This is a genomic window from Rhizobium brockwellii (genome assembly GCF_000769405.2).
Taxonomy (GTDB): Bacteria; Pseudomonadota; Alphaproteobacteria; order Rhizobiales; family Rhizobiaceae; genus Rhizobium; species Rhizobium brockwellii.
Genome location: NZ_CP053439.1, coordinates 1,292,341 through 1,309,661, shown reverse-complemented (window position 1 = coordinate 1,309,661; position 17,321 = coordinate 1,292,341). Strand labels below are relative to the sequence as shown.

Annotated in this window: 17 protein-coding genes; 11 read left to right on the top strand and 6 right to left on the bottom strand. The window is 59.9% G+C overall.

The genetic code is table 11. From position 1 onward, the window contains the following. The first annotated feature begins 46 nt into the window (after window positions 1–46). A complete protein-coding gene (locus RLCC275e_RS06615; protein ID WP_003558410.1) occupies window positions 47–838 on the top strand; it encodes a sulfite exporter TauE/SafE family protein in 792 nt (263 codons plus the stop codon). A 23-nt stretch (window positions 839–861) separates the two neighbouring features. On the opposite strand, the gene RLCC275e_RS06610 is transcribed toward RLCC275e_RS06615, so the two are convergent. Next, the gene (locus RLCC275e_RS06610; RefSeq protein WP_033180355.1) at window positions 862–1,965 is read right to left on the bottom strand and encodes a COX15/CtaA family protein; all 1,104 of its coding nucleotides are present in this window, start codon (window positions 1,963–1,965) and stop codon (window positions 862–864) included. Window positions 1,966–2,079: 114 nt separating this feature from the next. Here RLCC275e_RS06610 and RLCC275e_RS06605 point away from each other — a divergent pair, with 114 nt between their 5' ends. Together RLCC275e_RS06605 and RLCC275e_RS06600 are read left to right on the top strand one after the other, a co-directional pair. Beyond that, window positions 2,080–2,289 (top strand): DUF2842 domain-containing protein, encoded by a 210-nt coding sequence (locus RLCC275e_RS06605; RefSeq protein WP_012756929.1) that lies wholly within the window; start codon window positions 2,080–2,082, stop codon window positions 2,287–2,289. A 222-nt stretch (window positions 2,290–2,511) separates the two neighbouring features. Further along, a complete protein-coding gene (locus RLCC275e_RS06600) occupies window positions 2,512–3,753 on the top strand; it encodes a GNAT family N-acetyltransferase (RefSeq protein WP_033180356.1) in 1,242 nt (413 codons plus the stop codon). A 4-nt stretch (window positions 3,754–3,757) separates the two neighbouring features. Here the strand turns inward: RLCC275e_RS06600 and RLCC275e_RS06595 are convergent, their stop codons facing one another. Then, window positions 3,758–5,938, bottom strand: a complete 2,181-nt coding sequence (locus tag RLCC275e_RS06595; RefSeq protein WP_033180357.1) for a GumC family protein — start codon at window positions 5,936–5,938, stop codon at window positions 3,758–3,760. A gap of 190 nt (window positions 5,939–6,128) precedes the next feature. Here RLCC275e_RS06595 and RLCC275e_RS06590 point away from each other — a divergent pair, with 190 nt between their 5' ends. The 4 genes from RLCC275e_RS06590 to RLCC275e_RS06575 are packed head-to-tail and all read left to right on the top strand — an operon-like array spanning window position 6,129 to window position 10,738. Then, window positions 6,129–6,704 (top strand): polysaccharide biosynthesis/export family protein, encoded by a 576-nt coding sequence (locus RLCC275e_RS06590; RefSeq protein WP_012756926.1) that lies wholly within the window; start codon window positions 6,129–6,131, stop codon window positions 6,702–6,704. Between the two features lie 3 nt (window positions 6,705–6,707). Further along, entirely contained in the window at window positions 6,708–7,877 is a 1,170-nt protein-coding gene (locus RLCC275e_RS06585; RefSeq protein ID WP_033180358.1) for a glycosyltransferase family 4 protein, read from the top strand. Between the two features lie 57 nt (window positions 7,878–7,934). Then, window positions 7,935–9,497 (top strand): undecaprenyl-phosphate glucose phosphotransferase, encoded by a 1,563-nt coding sequence (locus RLCC275e_RS06580; RefSeq protein ID WP_033180359.1) that lies wholly within the window; start codon window positions 7,935–7,937, stop codon window positions 9,495–9,497. Continuing rightward, the gene (locus tag RLCC275e_RS06575; RefSeq protein WP_033180360.1) at window positions 9,494–10,738 is read left to right on the top strand and encodes an O-antigen ligase family protein; all 1,245 of its coding nucleotides are present in this window, start codon (window positions 9,494–9,496) and stop codon (window positions 10,736–10,738) included. Before RLCC275e_RS06580 ends, RLCC275e_RS06575 begins: the two co-directional genes overlap by 4 nt. Before the next feature lie 27 nt (window positions 10,739–10,765). On the opposite strand, the gene RLCC275e_RS06570 is transcribed toward RLCC275e_RS06575, so the two are convergent. The 3 genes from RLCC275e_RS06570 to RLCC275e_RS06560 form a co-directional block, all read right to left on the bottom strand. Further along, window positions 10,766–11,599: a carbohydrate ABC transporter permease gene (locus RLCC275e_RS06570; protein WP_033180361.1), complete on the bottom strand. Its 834-nt coding sequence runs from the start codon at window positions 11,597–11,599 to the stop codon at window positions 10,766–10,768. Next, window positions 11,599–12,492: a carbohydrate ABC transporter permease gene (locus tag RLCC275e_RS06565; protein ID WP_033180362.1), complete on the bottom strand. Its 894-nt coding sequence runs from the start codon at window positions 12,490–12,492 to the stop codon at window positions 11,599–11,601. Before RLCC275e_RS06565 ends, RLCC275e_RS06570 begins: the two co-directional genes overlap by 1 nt. Window positions 12,493–12,617: 125 nt before the next feature. Beyond that, window positions 12,618–13,955 carry an extracellular solute-binding protein gene (locus RLCC275e_RS06560; protein ID WP_033180363.1) on the bottom strand — a complete coding sequence of 446 codons (1,338 nt, stop codon included), beginning with the start codon at window positions 13,953–13,955 and terminating at the stop codon, window positions 12,618–12,620. A gap of 177 nt (window positions 13,956–14,132) precedes the next feature. Between RLCC275e_RS06560 and RLCC275e_RS06555 the strand changes: the two genes are divergently transcribed. The 4 genes from RLCC275e_RS06555 to RLCC275e_RS06540 all read left to right on the top strand — a co-directional run bounded on the left by RLCC275e_RS06555 (window position 14,133) and on the right by RLCC275e_RS06540 (window position 17,060). After that, window positions 14,133–14,747 (top strand): GNAT family N-acetyltransferase, encoded by a 615-nt coding sequence (locus RLCC275e_RS06555; RefSeq protein ID WP_033180364.1) that lies wholly within the window; start codon window positions 14,133–14,135, stop codon window positions 14,745–14,747. A 544-nt stretch (window positions 14,748–15,291) separates the two neighbouring features. Then, on the top strand, window positions 15,292–16,473 hold the full coding sequence (locus RLCC275e_RS06550) for an ROK family transcriptional regulator (RefSeq protein ID WP_033180365.1): 1,182 nt from the start codon (window positions 15,292–15,294) through the stop codon (window positions 16,471–16,473). 84 nt (window positions 16,474–16,557) lie between these two features. Next, a complete protein-coding gene (locus tag RLCC275e_RS06545; RefSeq protein WP_003558384.1) occupies window positions 16,558–16,851 on the top strand; it encodes a helix-turn-helix domain-containing protein in 294 nt (97 codons plus the stop codon). 59 nt (window positions 16,852–16,910) lie between these two features. Next, window positions 16,911–17,060 carry a hypothetical protein gene (locus RLCC275e_RS06540; RefSeq protein ID WP_003558382.1) on the top strand — a complete coding sequence of 50 codons (150 nt, stop codon included), beginning with the start codon at window positions 16,911–16,913 and terminating at the stop codon, window positions 17,058–17,060. A 3-nt stretch (window positions 17,061–17,063) separates the two neighbouring features. Here the strand turns inward: RLCC275e_RS06540 and RLCC275e_RS06535 are convergent, their stop codons facing one another. Next, window positions 17,064–17,279, bottom strand: a complete 216-nt coding sequence (locus RLCC275e_RS06535; RefSeq protein ID WP_171816903.1) for a hypothetical protein — start codon at window positions 17,277–17,279, stop codon at window positions 17,064–17,066. Window positions 17,280–17,321: the final 42 nt, after the last annotated feature.

The following is a 17,321-nucleotide window of genomic DNA, read 5'->3' as shown; positions in this document are numbered from 1 at the left end:
GCGGACCTTCCTTGCCCGCCATTCCCGAACCACGGAGCCTGATGTCATGACGCTCGATGCGCTGGTCGATGGCGTGCACGCATGGTTTACCGCTGCCCTGCCCGACCATGGCATCTATGCGCTGATGGCCTTTGCTTTCATCGCCGGGCTTGCCCGCGGCTTTTCTGGCTTTGGCGCCGCGCTGATCTTCGTTCCGCTCGGCGGCGCGATCGTCGGCCCGAAGCTGATCTCACCGATTCTGCTCGTCATCGACGGCATTGCGTCACTCGGGATGATCCCGCCGGCCTGGCGCGGCGCCAACCGACCCGAGGTTTTCGTCATGGCGGCAGGTGCTGCGCTCGGCATCCCGGCCGGTACGGCGATCCTGACGTTGCTCGATCCGCTGCTCTTACGCTGGAGTATTACGATCATCGCCATCTGCCTGCTTGCGCTGCTGGTATCGGGATGGCGCTATCACGGGGAGGCGTCCGCACCGCTCACCAGCGGCGTCGGGCTGATTGCCGGGCTTTTCAGCGGCGCTGCGCAGCTCGGCGGGCCGCCGGTTGTCGCCTATTGGCTCGGCGGCAAGAGTAATTTCACCCGCGTCCGGGCGAATGTGGTGCTCTATTTCTCGATTTCGTCCGTCTTCAGCGCCATCAGCTATTATTTCGGCGGACTGTTCGTGCCTGCCGTCTTCGCGCTCACCGCCGTCATTCTGCCGAGTTATGCGGTCGGGCTCTATGGCGGCTCCAAACTGTTCGGGCTTGCCGAAGAACGGACCTTCCGCATCGCCTGCTACGTCCTGATCGCCGCCGCAGCGATCATCGGCATGCCGCTGCTCGACAGCGTACTGCGGTAGATCCCGAGCTAAGGCCACTCGCCTCAATCGCGTTCCGCGATCATCGTCCCATGCGGATATTCGCCGTAAAAGCCGCGCCAGTTGGCGACGGCGAAGCCGAAAACAACCAGTGCACCGGCCTGATGCAGCAGGCCCCAGTGAAGCGGCACCTGCATCAGCAGCGTGGCGATGCCGATTGCCGCCTGCAGCGTCACCAGCGCGAAAAGCACGATGGCGCGGCGTGCATGAGTGGTCCAAGGTGCTGCGCGAAGGGCGATCACCATGTTGACCAGCGTTAATGCGAAGAGCGTATAGGCGCCGATGCGATGGATGAACTGCACCGTCTTCGGGTTCTCGAAGGCATTGATCCAGAAGGGATGCTGGATCAGCAGATCGGAGGGGATGACGGCGCCGTCCATCAGCGGCCAGGTATTGTAGGAAAAACCGGCGTCGAGCCCCGCCACCAGCGCGCCGAGATAGATCTGAAACAGCGCGAAAATGGCGATCGCAGCAGCAAAACCGCGTGAACTTCTTGCCGGCGCCGGATCATCGGAATGTCTGGAGAGACCGCGCATGATCCACATGCAGCCGGCAAAGATCAGGCAAGCCATGACGAGATGCGTCGCCAGCCGGTACTGGCTGACGTCGGTGCGGACGGAAAGGCCGGAGGACACCATCCACCAGCCGATAAAACCCTGCAGGCCGCCGAGCGCCAGAATGCCGACAAGCGGCCAGCGCAGACGCTTCTCGATCCGCCCGGTCAGCCAGAAATAGATGAGCGGCAGCGCGAAGATCACGCCGATGCCGCGGGCGATCAGCCGGTGCGCCCATTCCCACCAGAAGATGCCTTTGAACTCATCGACGGTCATGGAGTTGTTCAGTTGCTGAAATTCGGGGATGCGCTGGTAGAGGCGGAATTCCTCCTCCCATTCGGCAGCCGACAGCGGCGGGATGACGCCGTGGATCGGCTTCCATTCAGTGATCGACAGGCCGGAATTGGTCAGCCGCGTGGCGCCGCCGACGAGGACGAGACAGAAGAGCGCCAAAAGCACGAAACCGAGCCAGAAGCGCAAGGCGCGGCGGTCACGATTCTGCTTGCGCATTTCGCTCAGGATCGCCTGTTCCGTGGTCAGGTTTGCGACGGCCATGATGTCTCCTTCTATCCGGCAGTTGATTTGCCCCACCGGCTCATGCAAAACAAGCCCCGAACCTTTGCGGCATGCCGTCGCGCCGGTTCGCCCCTCCATTGCAAGAGATAGCCGATGCCCGTCCGCCTCCGCAAATTCATCGGCACGATCCTCATCATCGTGCTCGTGCTCGTTTATGCGCTGGTGGCCAATACGATCGCGGTGGCGACGCTTGGCAACGCGCCCTGGTGGGGACATCTGCTCTATTTCCTGCTCACCGGCCTGCTTTGGGTGTTGCCGGCGATGGTGATCATCAAATGGATGGCCGGCCCGCCGCTGCGCTAAAGCGCCTCGCGATCTTTCAGGTTCGCTTGTCGCGCTTTAGGTCTTTGTTTTTACGCATGTCGTTGTCGCAAAACCGCGGCACACTTTTGCGCGACATGCTTTAGGCCATTAACGGCCGAATAACCGTGATCGGCGGAAAACCTCCCCCACCGCGTGCGGTTAAACCAAATATACGTCTGGCATACCTACCTTCCCGTTCAGCATTCTTGACCGGAGAAAACCGTGCAGACGCAAAAGCTCGATGTCCATGAACAGCCGTCCGACGACGTGGCGCTGGCCGATACGGCCATTTCGCGCCTGCGCCAGCTGAGCATGAAACTCGCCATGGCTGAAATCGACATCGAAGTCTTCGATACGATGCAGCCGCTGGAGGATGAGTGGCGGGCGCTGGAGCGCGACAATCTCCAGTCCCTGCATCAGAGCTACGACTGGTGCGCCGCTTGGGCGAGCGCCTTCCAGCGACCGCTTGCGATCCTCAAAGGCACTCATGCGGGTCAGACCGCCTTCATTCTGCCGGTCGAGATCGTCAAGTCTCGCGGGCTCAAGACGGCGAAATTCATCGCCGCCGATCACAGCAATATCAATACCGGCCTATTCGCAGAGAGCTTTGCCGAAGCCGGCAGGACCATCGCCCCCCATGAATTCGCCGGCCGGCTCCAGCAGGCGCTAAAGGGCCGCGCCGATCTGCTGCTGCTGCAGAACATTCCGCTGGAATGGCGTGGGCGCGAGAGCCCGCTCGCCGGGCTGCCAATGGTGCAGAACCAGAATCATGCCTATCAGCTGCCGTTCCTTCCCACGTTCGAGGAAACGCTGAAGCAGCTCAACGCCAAGAACCGGCGCAAGAAATTCCGTGTTCAATCGAAACGTCTCGAGGCGGCCGGCGGGTTCGAATACCTCATTCCCGAGACATCGGAAGAACAGCACCGCCTGCTCGATATTTTCTTCTGCCTGAAGAGCGCCCGCTTCGCCAGCCTTGGCCTGCCCGACGTCTTCGCCGACAGGGAAACGCAAGCCTTCCTGCACGGCCTCATCGACAAGCTGGATGACACCAGACAGTATTTCGGGTTGCAGATGCATATGCTCCGGCTCAAGGGCGAGCATGAGGGTAAGATCGCAGCGATTTCAGGGATTTCGCGCAAGGGCGACCACATCATCTGCCAGTTCGGCGCGATCGATGAAGAGCTCGCGCCGGATACGAGCCCCGGCGAATTCCTCTATTGGCAGACCATTTCGGGACTGCATGGCAAGGGTGTCGCGCTGTTCGATTTCGGCCTCGGCGACCAGACCTACAAGCGTTCCTGGGCGCCGGTCGAGACCGCGCATTACGACGTGGTGCTGCCGGTATCGCCGTTCGGTGTGATCGCCGGCGCCGCACACCGGATCGTCACCCGCGGCAAGGCGCACATCAAGGCGCGCCCGAAGCTCTATAAATTCGCCCAAGGCATCCGGGCACGGATCGGCTAATCGTTCAAGCAGCCCGGCCGAGTGTCTGTTCGGCCCCTTCGCCGCCCGACATCAGCACGACGCGCTCATAGCCGGCAGCCTGGAATTCCGTCATCAGCGCAACGAAAATGGTCTCCTCGACCTCAGGCAGCGAGAGGATGATCTCGACGTCCCGGCTGCGCGTCAGCCGCGAGACGCCGGCGACATCGGCCGAACCGCATTCGACCACCACGAGGTCGTAAGCGGCGGCGAGCGCATCGAGCAGCAACGACAGCCGGTCGACACCGCGCATGGCGCGGCGCACGTCACTCTGGCCTTGAGGGATGAGATGGGCGTCGGAAAAGCGGTCGCCGTGGATCGTGTCGCCGAAGGCTGCCTCACCGCAAAGCAGATCGGTGACGCCGAGGGCAGCCTGGTCCTCGGCCATCAGTTCGGTGGGGTAGCCGGAACCGGTCATGTCGATCAGGATGACGCGGCGGCCGGCGTCGGCGAGCATGCGGGTCAGCGAGACCGTCGCCGCCGAGCCATTGTCACCAGTCGGAGATATGGCGATTGCCAGCGGCGCGCGGCTGCCGGTGAGATAGTCTGCAACTGAGGCGACGGAGAATTCGTTGTCATCTTCCGGCTCGTCCTTTGGCACCTCCTCGGCAATCTTCACGTCCTCGATCGTATCCTCTTCGTCCGCGACGACGGCGAGCATGCTCGGCTGAACGGGCCTTCCGGCGGCAGCGGCGATCGGAGCGGCCTGCGGCACATGTTTCTCCTCAACGACTGCTTCTGCCTCGATTGTCTCTGAAGCCGCATCTGTGGGGCGGAGTGCCCGGCCACTGAAGAGTTCGGTCAGCATGATGACGATGGCGCTCATGATCAGCGTCGCGACGGCAGCGACGACGACGATCGGCACCACCTTCGGGAAATAGGGATCGACCGGCTCAACGGCCCTAGAAACGATCCGGGCATCGGCTGGGCTCGAATTGCTGTCGGCGCGGGAGGCGGCCTCGCGATAGCGCACAAGATAGGTTTCGAGCAGCTGGCGCTGGGCGTTTGCCTCACGCTCCAGCGCGTTGAGACCGACCTCGTCCTCACCGGCGCGGGCGCTGGTGGCCTGCACCGTTTCCGACTGCCGTTCGAGTTCGCTCGCGCGGAGATCCGCGACCTTCGACTCGTTCTCGATGCTCGCCAGGATCTTCTGCGTCTCCTGGCGGATCTGGGTGCGGATATCGGAGAGCTGGGCGCGCAGGCTTTTCAGCCGCGGATGATTGTTGAGAAGGCTGGTCTGCAGATCGGAGATCTGCGACTGCAGGCCGGATTCCGTCCCCTTCAGCCGCTGGATCGCCTGGGAGGACATGATGTCAGGCAGCGTATCGGAAGCTTCGCCCGAAGACAGCGCATTGCGCACCGCCTGCGCCCGCGCTTCGGCATTGGCCTTGTCGCCCCGCACGCGGGTCAGCTCGGCGGAGATATCGTTCAGTTGCTGGGCCGGAAAAGTGGTCGTGCCGTTCGTCTGCAGCAGCCCGTGCGAGGTGCGGTATTCGGCGACCTTCTTCTCGGCTTCGCTAACCTTTCCGCGCAGACCTTCGATCTCCGGCTCCAGCCAGCGGGTCGCCTCGGAGTTGGAATCGAGCTTGGCGCCGCTCTGGGTCGAAAGATAGACATTCGCCATGGCGTTCGGGATGGCGGCGGCGAGCTTCGGGTCCTTGGAAGTGAAATTGATGCCGATGACGCGTGAACCCGGGACCTGATAGACCTGCAGGCGTTCGACAAAGGCGTCGATGACGCGCTCTTCCGGCGGATTTTCCAGCGGGTTCTTCTTCAGATGCAGCTTCACCAGAATACTGCTCATCGCCGAACCGCTGGCGGCATCGTCGAATTCCGGGAGGTTATAGAGCTTCAGATCGTTGATCACCTTCTTGAGGAGATCGGCCGATTGCAGAAGCTGCACCTGGCTGGCGATGTTCAGTTCGTCCATCAGCGGACCGGCGCTGGCGTCATTGATCTGCTGTGTGCTGGCGAAGGCCGGAGCACGGGGTTCGATGAGGATGCGTGTTTCGCTGCGATATTGCGGCGACATGATCTTGGCGCAGGCAAAGGCAACGCCCGCCCCCACGAGGGTGATTGTCAAAATCCGCAGACGGCGCGTCCAGACCGCACGGACCAACTGGCCGAGGTCGATGTCCACATCCTGATCACGAGCTACGCCGGACATGCTCTTACTCCACAACAAAGGTGCCGCAAGCGTAAACGACCATGGTAACTCAACGGTTAATGGTGAGCTTGCCGAGTATTAAGCGATGACAGATGAAGGAAACCCAGAAATTGCCAATGCCCTTTACCGGGCATTAACCCTAACGGATTGATAACGACTGCATCGAGTTCATTTTTGTGAGCACAAGCGGATGTCTGTCGTCCAGCCCAAGATCCTTTTGGCCCTGAGCCTTGCAGCCATGACGGCAGCATTGGGCGGCTGCACGACGTACAAGCCGGCGCCGAAGGCCTTCAACGAGGCGACCATTCAGCCTTATACGCTGGACAGCGGCGATCGACTGCGCATCACCGTTTTCGACCAGCAGAGCCTGACCAACACCTATACTGTGGACCAGGCCGGCTATGTCGCCTTCCCGCTCATCGGCCAGGTCCCCGCCCGTGGCCGAACCCTGCAGCAACTCTCAGGCCAGATCGCCCAGAAACTGCAGCAGGGCTATCTTCGCGATCCCGACGTCACCATCGATGTCGATCGCTACCGTTCGGTCTTCATCATGGGTGAAGTCGGCCAGCCCGGCCAGTACGCCTATGTTCCCGGCATGACGGTGCAGAATGCCATCGCGATTGCCGGCGGCTTCACCAGCCGCGCCAACCAGCGCATGGTCGATGTCACCCGCAAGATCAACGGACAGGTGCTGACCGGCCGCATCAATATATCAGGGCCGATCATCGCAGGTGACACGATCTACGTTCGCGAACGGCTTTTCTGAGCGATGGCAAAACAGCAACCGCTCCGTATCCTCCATTGCTTCAGGTCGCCGATCGGTGGAATTTTCCGCCACGTCCGTGATCTCGTCGAGGAGCACAGCAAGGCCGGCCATGAAATCGGCATCCTCTGCGACAGCTCGACCGGCGGCGATTACGAGGACAGCCTGTTCGACGATATCCGTCCCTATCTCTCGCTCGGCCTGACGCGCGTGCCGATCCGGCGCTCGATCAGCCCGTCCGATATTGCGACGATGTGGGATACATACAAGAAAATCAAAAGTTTGCGGCCGGATGTGCTGCACGGACACGGCGCCAAGGGCGGTGTGCTCGCGCGACTTGCCGGCTCAGCGTTGCGGGTGAACAGGTATCGCGTAGCCCGCCTCTATACCGCGCATGGCGGAAGCCTGCATTATTCGCGCTCCTCGCTCAGTGGACAGTTCGTCCTCCGGATGGAGCGCCTGCAGGAATATTTCACCGATGCGCTGGTCTTCATCTGCGAATATGAGCGCGACATCTATGCGCGCAAGGTGGGTAAGCCGCGGACGAAGACGAGACTGATCTACAACGGCATTGGCGAGCGCGATTTCGAACCGATCCCGACCCGCTCGGATGCCGTGCATTTCATCTATGTGGGAATGCTGCGGGACCTCAAGGGTCCCGATCTGTTTGTCGATGCCTTCGCCAAGACCGAACGGCTGCTCGGCAGGCCACTGTCGGCGCTGATGATCGGCGACGGGCCGGATCGCGACCGCTACCGTGAGATGATGGTCGAACGCGGCCTTGGCAAACGCATCGGCATGCTGCCGGCAATGCGGGTCCATGAAGCCTTCTCCATGGCTCAGAACCTCGTCGTTCCCTCGCGCGCCGAAGCCATGCCCTATATCGTGCTCGAGGGGCTCGGCGCCGGCAAGACGATCATCGCAAGCCGTGTCGGCGGCATTCCAGAGGTGCTCGGCGCCGAAAGCGCAGCACTGGTGGAGCCCGGTAATTCCGACGATCTCGCCCGCGTCATGGCAGAAACGCTGAGCACACCCGACTGGCACGCCAGGACGATGCCGAAGCCCGAGGCGGTAAAGGCGGTGTTTTCCTCCGCCGTCATGGCGCGTGATGTCCTGAAATTGTACCAAGAGCTCGTCAATCCCGCTGCCGGCCAAGTATTGCCCGTCGCCTCGTAAATGTTTCTTAGGGGCTTTCTGCTATTTCGCTTGGGTAACAACGAGCGATGAAACCCCATGAACAAGCTGGAAAAAGGCGATCAATTCGACGTGGACGCACTGCGCAAGCAGGTTTCCGACGTCGAGGTGCGCGGCGAAGCGGGTCAGCAGAAACCTTCCGATCCGACTGAGATCAACCCCTATGCCCGGCAGATCGCCGAACAGTTCCGTGACGGAACCCGTTCGCCAACGATCATCATCGGGCAATTGCGGCTGCTCGAATTCCTGGCGCTCTTTGCGATAGCTCTGATCACCTATTATTTCAGCCCCGGCGACGGCGGCGATTCACCGTTGATGCGGGCGGGCATGGCGGCGATTGCCTCGGCCTTGACCGTCATCAGCCTGCAGCTTGCCGATACTTACACAATTCCGGCACTTCGCTCCAAGGTGCGGCTGATACCGCGCATCCTCGTTGCCTGGACGATCGCGTTTGTCCTCATCACCGGCCTGTTCGCACTTCTTCGCGGCACGACATCGGCGATGGTCGATGCCTATATCGTCTGGTTCGCTGCGGGCGCTCTCTTCCTCGCGGCCGAGCGCTTCCTCGTCGCCTACGGCATCCGCAACTGGGCGCGCAACGGCATCATGGAACGCCGTGCCGTCATCGTCGGCGGCGGCGAGCCGGCCAAGGATCTGATCCGCGTCCTCGAACAGCAGGCCGATAACGACATCCGCATCTGCGGTATCTTCGACGACCGCGGCGAGAAACGCTCGCCGATCATGGTCGCCGGTTATCCGAAGCTCGGCACCGTCGCCGAACTCGTCGAATTCGTGCGGCTGACGCGCATCGACATGCTGATCATCGCCCTGCCGCTGTCAGCCGAGGCCCGTATCTACGACCTTTTGAAGAAGCTCTGGGTTCTGCCGGTCGATATCCGCCTTGCCGCGCATGCCAACCGGCTGCGCTTCCGGCCGCGCGCCTATTCGCATGTCGGCTCGGTGCCGATGCTCGATATTTTCAAGAAGCCGATCCGCGACTGGGATTCCGTCGCCAAGCGCGGCTTCGACATCTTCTTCACGATCGTCGCACTTGCGCTGCTCTGGCCGATCATGGTCGCGACCGCGATCGCCATCAAGGCGACCTCCGAAGGTCCGGTCTTCTTCATGCAGAAGCGCCACGGCTTCAACAATGAAATCATCAACGTCTTCAAGTTCCGCTCGATGTACACCAACATGGCCGACCCCACCGGCAAGGCAGCGGTGACCAAGGGCGATCCGCGTGTCACCCGCGTCGGCCGCTTCATCCGCAAGACCTCGATCGATGAACTGCCGCAGCTTTTCAACGTGCTGAGGGGCGATCTCTCGCTGGTCGGCCCGCGTCCGCACGCCGTTCTCGCTCAGGCACGCGACCGCGCCTTCGGCGATGTCGTCGAGGGTTATTTCGCCCGCCATCGCGTCAAGCCGGGCGTCACCGGCTGGGCGCAGATCAACGGCTGGCGCGGCGAAGTGGACAATGACGAGAAGATCAAGTTCCGCACCGCCTACGACCTCTATTACATCGAGAACTGGTCGCTCTGGTTCGATCTCAAGATCCTGTTCCTGACGCCGATCCGGCTGCTCAACACGGAAAACGCCTATTGAGCGCGATCGAGGCGACATATCGCCGTGTCGCCCAACCGCAGCGGATGACGCTGCGCCTGATCGGCTCGGCCTTCGTCGCCTTCGGTGTGTTCCTCTCCGGTTTCGTGATCGACGAGCCGGCACCCTATGAACTCTGGATGGCGGGGCTGATCGGCCTCTGGTTCATCCTGGGCCTCCGGATTTCGCGCGGCGTGGCGCCGCTGCTCGCCCTTTTGCTTACCTTCAATATCGGCGGCATGCTGTCGCTCACGCAGATGAAGGACCTGGCGACGGGACCGATGTATATCGCGGTGTCGACCTTTCTGGCGCTGACGGCGGTCTTCTACGCCGCGATCATCGAGGACAGCCACAAGCGACTGCCGCTGATCTTCAACGCCTGGACCTTCGCCGCCGTCGCGACCTCCGCGCTCGGCATACTCGGCTATTTCCACGCCTTTCCAGGCGCGGAAATCTTCACGCTCTACGACCGCGCCAAGGGCGCCTTCCAGGACCCCAACGTCTTCGGCCCCTTCCTGGTGCCGCCATCGCTCTATCTCATCCACGGCATCCTGGCCGGCGACCTGAAGAAATCTCCGCTGAAGGCCGCCGCCCTGCTCGTGCTTGCGCTCGGCATCTTCCTCTCCTTCTCCCGTGCCGCCTGGGGGCTCTTCGCGCTTGGCGTGGCGCTGCTGATCTTCATCATGCTGCTAAAGGAGCGCAGCGGCGCCTTTCGCCTGCGAGTCCTGGTCCTGTCGCTGGCGGCGATCATCATGTTGATCGCCTCGCTGCTGGTGGCACTGCAGATCCCGAAGGTCGCCGAACTGTTTTCGGCGCGTGCCCAGCTGGTGCAGCAATATGACGGCGAACATCTTGGCCGTTTCGAGCGCCATCGGATCGGCTTCACCATGATGATGGAGCGCCCCTTCGGCATCGGTCCGCTGGTGTTCGGCACGATGTTTCCCGAGGACGAGCACAATATCTGGCTGAAATCGCTGACCACCTATGGCTGGCTCGGCTTCGTCAGCTATGTCGGCATGCTTGTCTGGACGCTGGCTCTCGGCTTCCGAAACTTGCTGCTCGACCGGCCGTGGCAGCCCTTCCTGATGATCGCCTGGATCTCGGTTCTCGGCCATGCGACAATCGGCAACGTCATCGATATCGACCACTGGCGCCATGTCTATCTGCTGCTTGGCACGGTCTGGGGCTGCGCGGCGCTGGAAGTGCGCCACAAGCGTGAGCGAGGCGTGAGGGGAGCCGCGTGAGACTTTGCCGCCGATCGCATCGGCTGTCTATTTCGTCGCTCCTGCCGTCAGGCCGGCAATGAACCGCCGCTGGAAAACCAGATAAGTCACGATGAGCGGGAAAATGACGATCACCGCGCCGGCGGTCAGAACCGGCGTATTGACGGTATAACGCCCTTGGAAAAACAGCATGCCGAGGGGCAGCGTCCGATAAGCGTCGTCATTGACCAGAATGAACGGAATGAGAAACTCGTTCCAGGTCCATATGAACAGAAACAGCGCCAGAGTCGACATTGCCGGCACCATGAGCGGGATAACGATCTTGCGCAGGATATAGAAGCGTCCGGCGCCATCGAGAACCGCCGCTTCGAGAACTTCTTCCGGCAGTTGCTGCATCGCGCTGGCGAGGAAGATCGTCGAGAATGGTATCGACATCGCGATCTGCGGCACAATCAGAGCCGCATAGGTATTGATCAGTCCGAGATACCGCATTTCATAATAAAGCGGGATGATGAAGGCTTCCGCCGGCACCATCATGCCGAGCGTCAGGATAGCGAACAGCGTGCGCCGGAACGGAAAAGACAGGTAGGCGAAGGCAAAACCGGTCAGCAGGCCTAAAAAGACGCTTGCAGCAACGACGGGTATGACAACGATGATCGAATTCCAGAAGTAGATATTGAAATGTCCGGCATTCCAGGCATCGACGTAATTTTCGAAATGCGGATATGCTGGCAACGCGAATGCACCCTGCAGAACGTCAGCCTTGCTCTTTATTGAGGTCAGAAGCAGGAGCAGGAACGGCGTGATCGTTACGAAAGCAAGAAGCCAGAGCACAATGCGAAGGAATAGCGTACCGGCGGGGATATTAGACCAACGGCTCATTAAGTCCGTCCTTTATTCTGCGAGCCCACCAGCCGGTGAATTGCGTAGTTGATGACGAATGTGAGTATCGCGCCGACAATGGCGATGGCCGCCGCAGCGCCGAACCGATTAAGCTCGAAGCCGAGCTGATACATGTAGATGTTCGGCACGAGCGTCGCGTTGGCGGGTCCGCCCCTGGTCATCGTAAAAATCAGGTCGAAGCTTTTGATCGACGCGATGACCGTCAGCAGCAAAACCACCCTTATTTCAGGCAAGAGAAGCGGCAGGGTTATCCAGAAAAAGGTTTTTCGCCCCGAAGCGCCATCGACCTTGGCAGCGTCGAAAAGAGACGGGTCGATGCGTTGAATCCCGGTCAGGAAGATGACCATGCAAAAACCGAAGAAATACCAAGTGGCAACGATCCCGACCGCGGGAAGCACGAAATTGAAATCTCCCAGCCATGGGAGCGCAAGGGCGCCCAGCCCCACTGCTCTGAGAAACTGATTGAACGGGCCAAATGCGGGATTGTAGAGCCATGCCCAGATGATGCCCAACACGGCGGTCGGCATGATATAAGGCAGGAACAAGAAGGTGCGCAGGGCGAGTTGTTCGCGCTGCTTCAGATTCCAGACGCAGGCAGCAAGAGTTATGCCGAGCACGAGCGGCAGGACACAGTAGAAGATCATAAGCTCGGCATTGTTACGCAAGGCAATATAAAAACGACTGTCAGAAAAGAGATCGGCGTAATTGCCCAAACCAACCCACTTGGGCATGCTCAAGCCGTCCCAGCTGGTCAGACTCAAACCCAAAGCCGCAACGATCGGTCCAAAGACAAAAGCCGCGTAGAACAGCAATCCCGGCAATAAATAGATAAAATTGGTCTGTTGCGAGCCGTCAAGTGCGGAGCGTTTCATCCATTACTCCATAAAGCCAAAGCTGTGGTCATCGCGCAGCAAGCCGATCACAGTGCTCATTTATTTGGATCGACGAGACTGAGGCCACGACCGCCGGGGACGGCCGTGACCTGCGCTGGCAGTCTTTATTTCTTGTCCTTCAGGTACGCCTGATAATCCTTGTCCATAGCATCGACAAAGGCTTCGGGCGTGATATTGCCGGACAGAAGAAGCGGCGTGTTGTCGTCTATTGTCTTCAGCATCGTTGGGCTCGACCAATCGGGGTAATGGCCGAGAGCGTCGTTGGCGTTGAGTGTCTTCCACATTTCGATGCCGGAAGTGAGGAGCGGCGTGAGCTTTGGCTTTGCGTCAGCCGCGAGCGAAGTTGCCGGAAGATAGCCAGCATTGGCCCAGGTTTCAGCAGCCTTTTCCGAGACCATATAATCGATATATGCGCCGGCCAGGTCCTGTGTCGGCTTGGTTTTGGCAAGGCTCGTTATCGCCCAGGCAAGATCCACACCCCCGACGCTCATGGGTTTGGAAACACCCTTCGGGGCGGGAATGGCCATAAAGCCGATATCCGGATTGTGTTGCATGTCACCGAAATACCAGGTCCCGGAGATAAGGAACGCGCCCTGCCCGGAAATGAAAAGCTGGACGGCGTCGTCACCCGAGATACCTTCGTAACCGGGGAAAAAATAACCGCCCTGTGCCCATTGCTGCACGAGTTTGGCGGATTCGATGTTCCCCTTGGTGTTCCAGGAGCCGCCCCGGCCGTAAATCAGATCGTCAAGCTCGGCACGATTGCTGGCGTCGATATGCGCTTGATCGATGGCGCCGATCATGTGCAGGGCCAGATGCTGTTTTGCCGAGCCCATCATGAAGGGCGGGACGCCCTTTTCCTTCAGCTTGTCGAGATCGGCGAGAAGCTCCTCGAAGGTTTGCGGCAGCGCTACTCCTGCATCGGCGAGGATCTTTTTATTGTAGAATAGGCCAACGATCTCGCCGAGGCCGGATATGCCGTAGGTCTTACCGACCCCAAATTTTCCATCCTCCCAGCGGTCTCGAGCGAGCACGGAATCCGACTGGAGCTTATCCCAACCATATTGTTTGATGTAGTCGTCGACCGGCAGGAGCAATCCTTCCTTGACCATCGCCCCCATGTCACCGGCACCTTGGTTGACCTTCGTGATGACAGGGCCATCACCTGCCGAAACCGCAAGCTTCAGCGTCAACTTCATGTCATCAAAGGTGCGGGCGGTGCGTTTGATCGTAACGCCGGGATGGGCAGCTTCGAACTCCTTGTTGAGCTGCTCTATAACAGCACTCTGGCCTTCATAGGTTTGGTCATCCCACACAGCCAGCTCGTCAGCGCGCGCGGCTGTCGAAAGGCCAAAACTCAAAAGCGCCGCGCCAGCAAGCGCGACAGCTGCTCTCAATCCGTATGCTGGCAGTATGCTGATCGATTTCACGGTTCTTTTCATCTGCTCCACCTCATCTGGTTTATTTTCCACTCCCCGTTCAGGCCTTGCGCCAAGCAGCGGCCGAACGTTTTCTTCCCCCAGAGCTTTGCCTGGCTGGCGAATCTGAGGTAATCGTCAATGCATCCGCTCCTCTCGCGACCCAAAATGACAAAGCGCCACGCAGGAGGTGGCAAAGTGATGGACACCAGCTGCTTCATCCGCCCCGCGATTGAAGCGGATATCGATGCCTTTTTCGACATCTGCCTGAAAACCGCGAACGGCGGTGAGGATGCCAGCGCGCTTTATAGCGACCCGCATCTGCCCGGCTACATCTGGTCGGTACCCTACCTCAAATTCGCCACGGACTTTGCCTTTGTTCTCGTTCAGGACAGTCGGCCGGTCGGCTATGTCGTAGGGGTACCGGACACCCGCAGGTTCGACAGAGACTTGCAGGCGAACTGGTGGCCGTTCGTCCGCCAGCAGATTGCGGGACGGGCACCCACCCATCCGCGCGACGCCGACGTGATGGAACGAATTCAAAATCCGCGCAGCGGAACCGCGTGGCTTCAAGACCAGTACCCGGCGCATCTTCACATCAACATCCTTCCCGGACGCCAGGCCAGCGGTTGGGGGCGCAGGATGATCGGCACGGAGCTTCAGGCGCTTCGACATCACGGGGTCGGAGCCGTGCATCTCGGTGTCGACCCAAACAACGAACGCGCCAGGGGTTTCTACCGCCACCTCGGCTTTTCCGAATTCGAGCAGGATGGCTCCGTCGCATTCGCAATGCGGATCGATGAGGGATTGGGTTGAAGCATTTCCTGGCTTCTCCGAGCCATGGAAAGGCCCTGTCTCATGGGTGTAAGCACCCTTGATTGGAGAAAATCTCACACGCCCGAAGCTACCCGCTCCCCACCTGGCGAGATCAGCGTATCCCTCTGGATAAACGTCCGCCTGAAGGCGTGATACTATCGGCGGTAAAACAGGCTGCTCTGCGAAAAGCTGTCCATCAGTCGAGGGCTTCATCATGAGAAAATCCTCGGAAGCCGGGTTTACGAAGTCGGCGGCACGCGAAAAAGGAAATAGCCAGATAAGCCCAGCCTCATTCTTCTTCGAGCGATCTTGACGGGCGCACGGCTAACCAGACGATACGTATGGCGCATACTTCTACTCGACCCTCTTTATTTCATCGCGCATTTTTAACGCACGTTGATCCCAAGCCTACAGCTGGCCTCCTATTTGTCAAGGACATAGACAAACTGCCGTCTTCGATGTATTGAATTCCAGTTAGTCGCGGTAGTTGTGAACTCAAAATCGCCCCATTAAGTATGCGCTCCGAACTAATTGAGCTAGCCGGATGGCAATGACATCTTCTGTCGCACAGACTCCGATCGCACGAAAAATTTCAACCAATGCCGTCATCCGAACCGTGTTCGCGAACGGGTCGATCTCTCGCGCCGATATTGCCAAGCTGACCGGCTTGTCGAAGCAGACGATTTCCGATGTCGTGCGCGACCTTGAGGATGACGGATGGCTGAAACCAGTCGGGCAGACTGATGGTCGCCCGGGCCGGAATGCGATCACCTATGAAATCAATGCCAGGGCAGGACTGGCGGTCTCTATCGATCTAGGGAGCACCAAGATTGCTGCGGCTATTTGCGATCTGTTAGGGAACGTGGTTGCTGAAACCAAAATACCCACCGACCCGCGCGGCGGAATGCATCTCGTCAATCAGTTCAGCGATCTTATCGTAGAACTCGCGTTTGCGGCGGGGACGACTGCCGACAAACTCCGCCTCGTCGTTCTGGGCAGTCCCGGTGTGCTCGATCCGGCCACTGGACATATCAACGTAGCGCCAAGCATCCCCGGCATCGATGCCATAAATCTGCGGCAAGTCTTCAGCGACAGAATGGGGATACCGGTGATCGTTGAAAATGACGTCAACCTAGCCGCGCAAGGGGAGAGATGGCGGGGACACGGTATCGAAACCAGCAATTTTGCTTTCGTTGCTCTCGGAACCGGCGTCGGCATGGGCATCATCGCCAACGGAACGCTGTTGCGCGGTGCGCGTGGGGCGGCCGGCGAAATCGCCTATCTTCCGATCGGCGGAGACGCTTTTGATCCTGGCGGATTTACGCTTGGAACCTTTGAGAGTGCGGTCGGCAGCGTCGCGATGTTGCGCCGCTACGTCGGTTTCGGCGGGCGCAACGCCTCCACCGTGGCCGATCTCTTCGCCGCATTTAATGCAGGAGAAACAAGCGCCGCGGCTGCTATCGAAGAGACGGCAAGGCTCGTCGCAGTCGCTATTGCTGCAATCGGAGCGGCTCTCGATCCTGAACTGGTGATCACCGGCGGCAGCATCGGCGCGAGACCGGAACTCGTAAACGCCATCCGCGGTTTCTTGCCGCGTTGTACGCCTTATCCGCCGCGCATCGAGATCAGTCGCTTTGGGAACCGGGCCGCCCTGATGGGAGGAATGGGGATCGCGGTCGAGCGCATGTATGACGATCTATTTGGTGTAAAATTGAGGGAAGTTTGAAGAGCGCGTGCCTTAGGGAGCGAAACCGCCCGACGTGTAACGCCGCCACTTGAGAAGCGCTGGAAATGCGCTAGGTTTTCCACCATGATAACAGCAACGCAGATACGCGGCGCCCGCGCCATGATCGGAATGAGCATCGAAGAGCTCGCCGCCGCCAGCGGCCTGCCGGTCGAGACCGTGACGGCGCTGGAAAACGGTGAATTCGCGGGTGAGCCGCACGCCCTGTTCGATGTGCGCAGCACGCTCGAGGCGAACGGCATTATCTTCCTGTCGAGCGGCAATCAGGATGAAGGCGGCCCCGGCATCCGGTTGCGGGCACGCACCTCCAGCGATGACGGCATCCGGCCGGAAAACCTCAACGCCGCCAACGACGACTGACGGAACCAATCGGTCGCCCGGGCGTTTCGCTGTCCCATAACATATCGGGGGCAAGTCTTTTGAACCGCAGCAATGGTCTCTACGTCATCATCGGTGTTCTTGTCGTCGCCGTTATCGGCCTCGGCGCCTACATCGTCCACGAGGAAAACAAGCCGCAAGGCATCGAGATGAGCATCGGCAAGAACGGCGTCTCGATCGAGCAGAACTGATCTTCAGAGATAGGTTTTTGCAAGATCGGCGAGTTTGCCGCCGTCCTTCACGCCCTGCCTGTAGAGCTGGATGATGACCGCACCGATCCGCTCGGCCTCCGGCGTCGTTTTGACGAGGCCGCGTTCGTCGCAGACCTTGCCGAGCACTTGCGAAAGCAGATCGAGATCTTCCGAGAATAACGGCAAATCATGCGGATGAATTGATGACCGTAACATCATGCCGCAATCCTCCGAGGGCAAACGCATCCACGCTTGCATCGC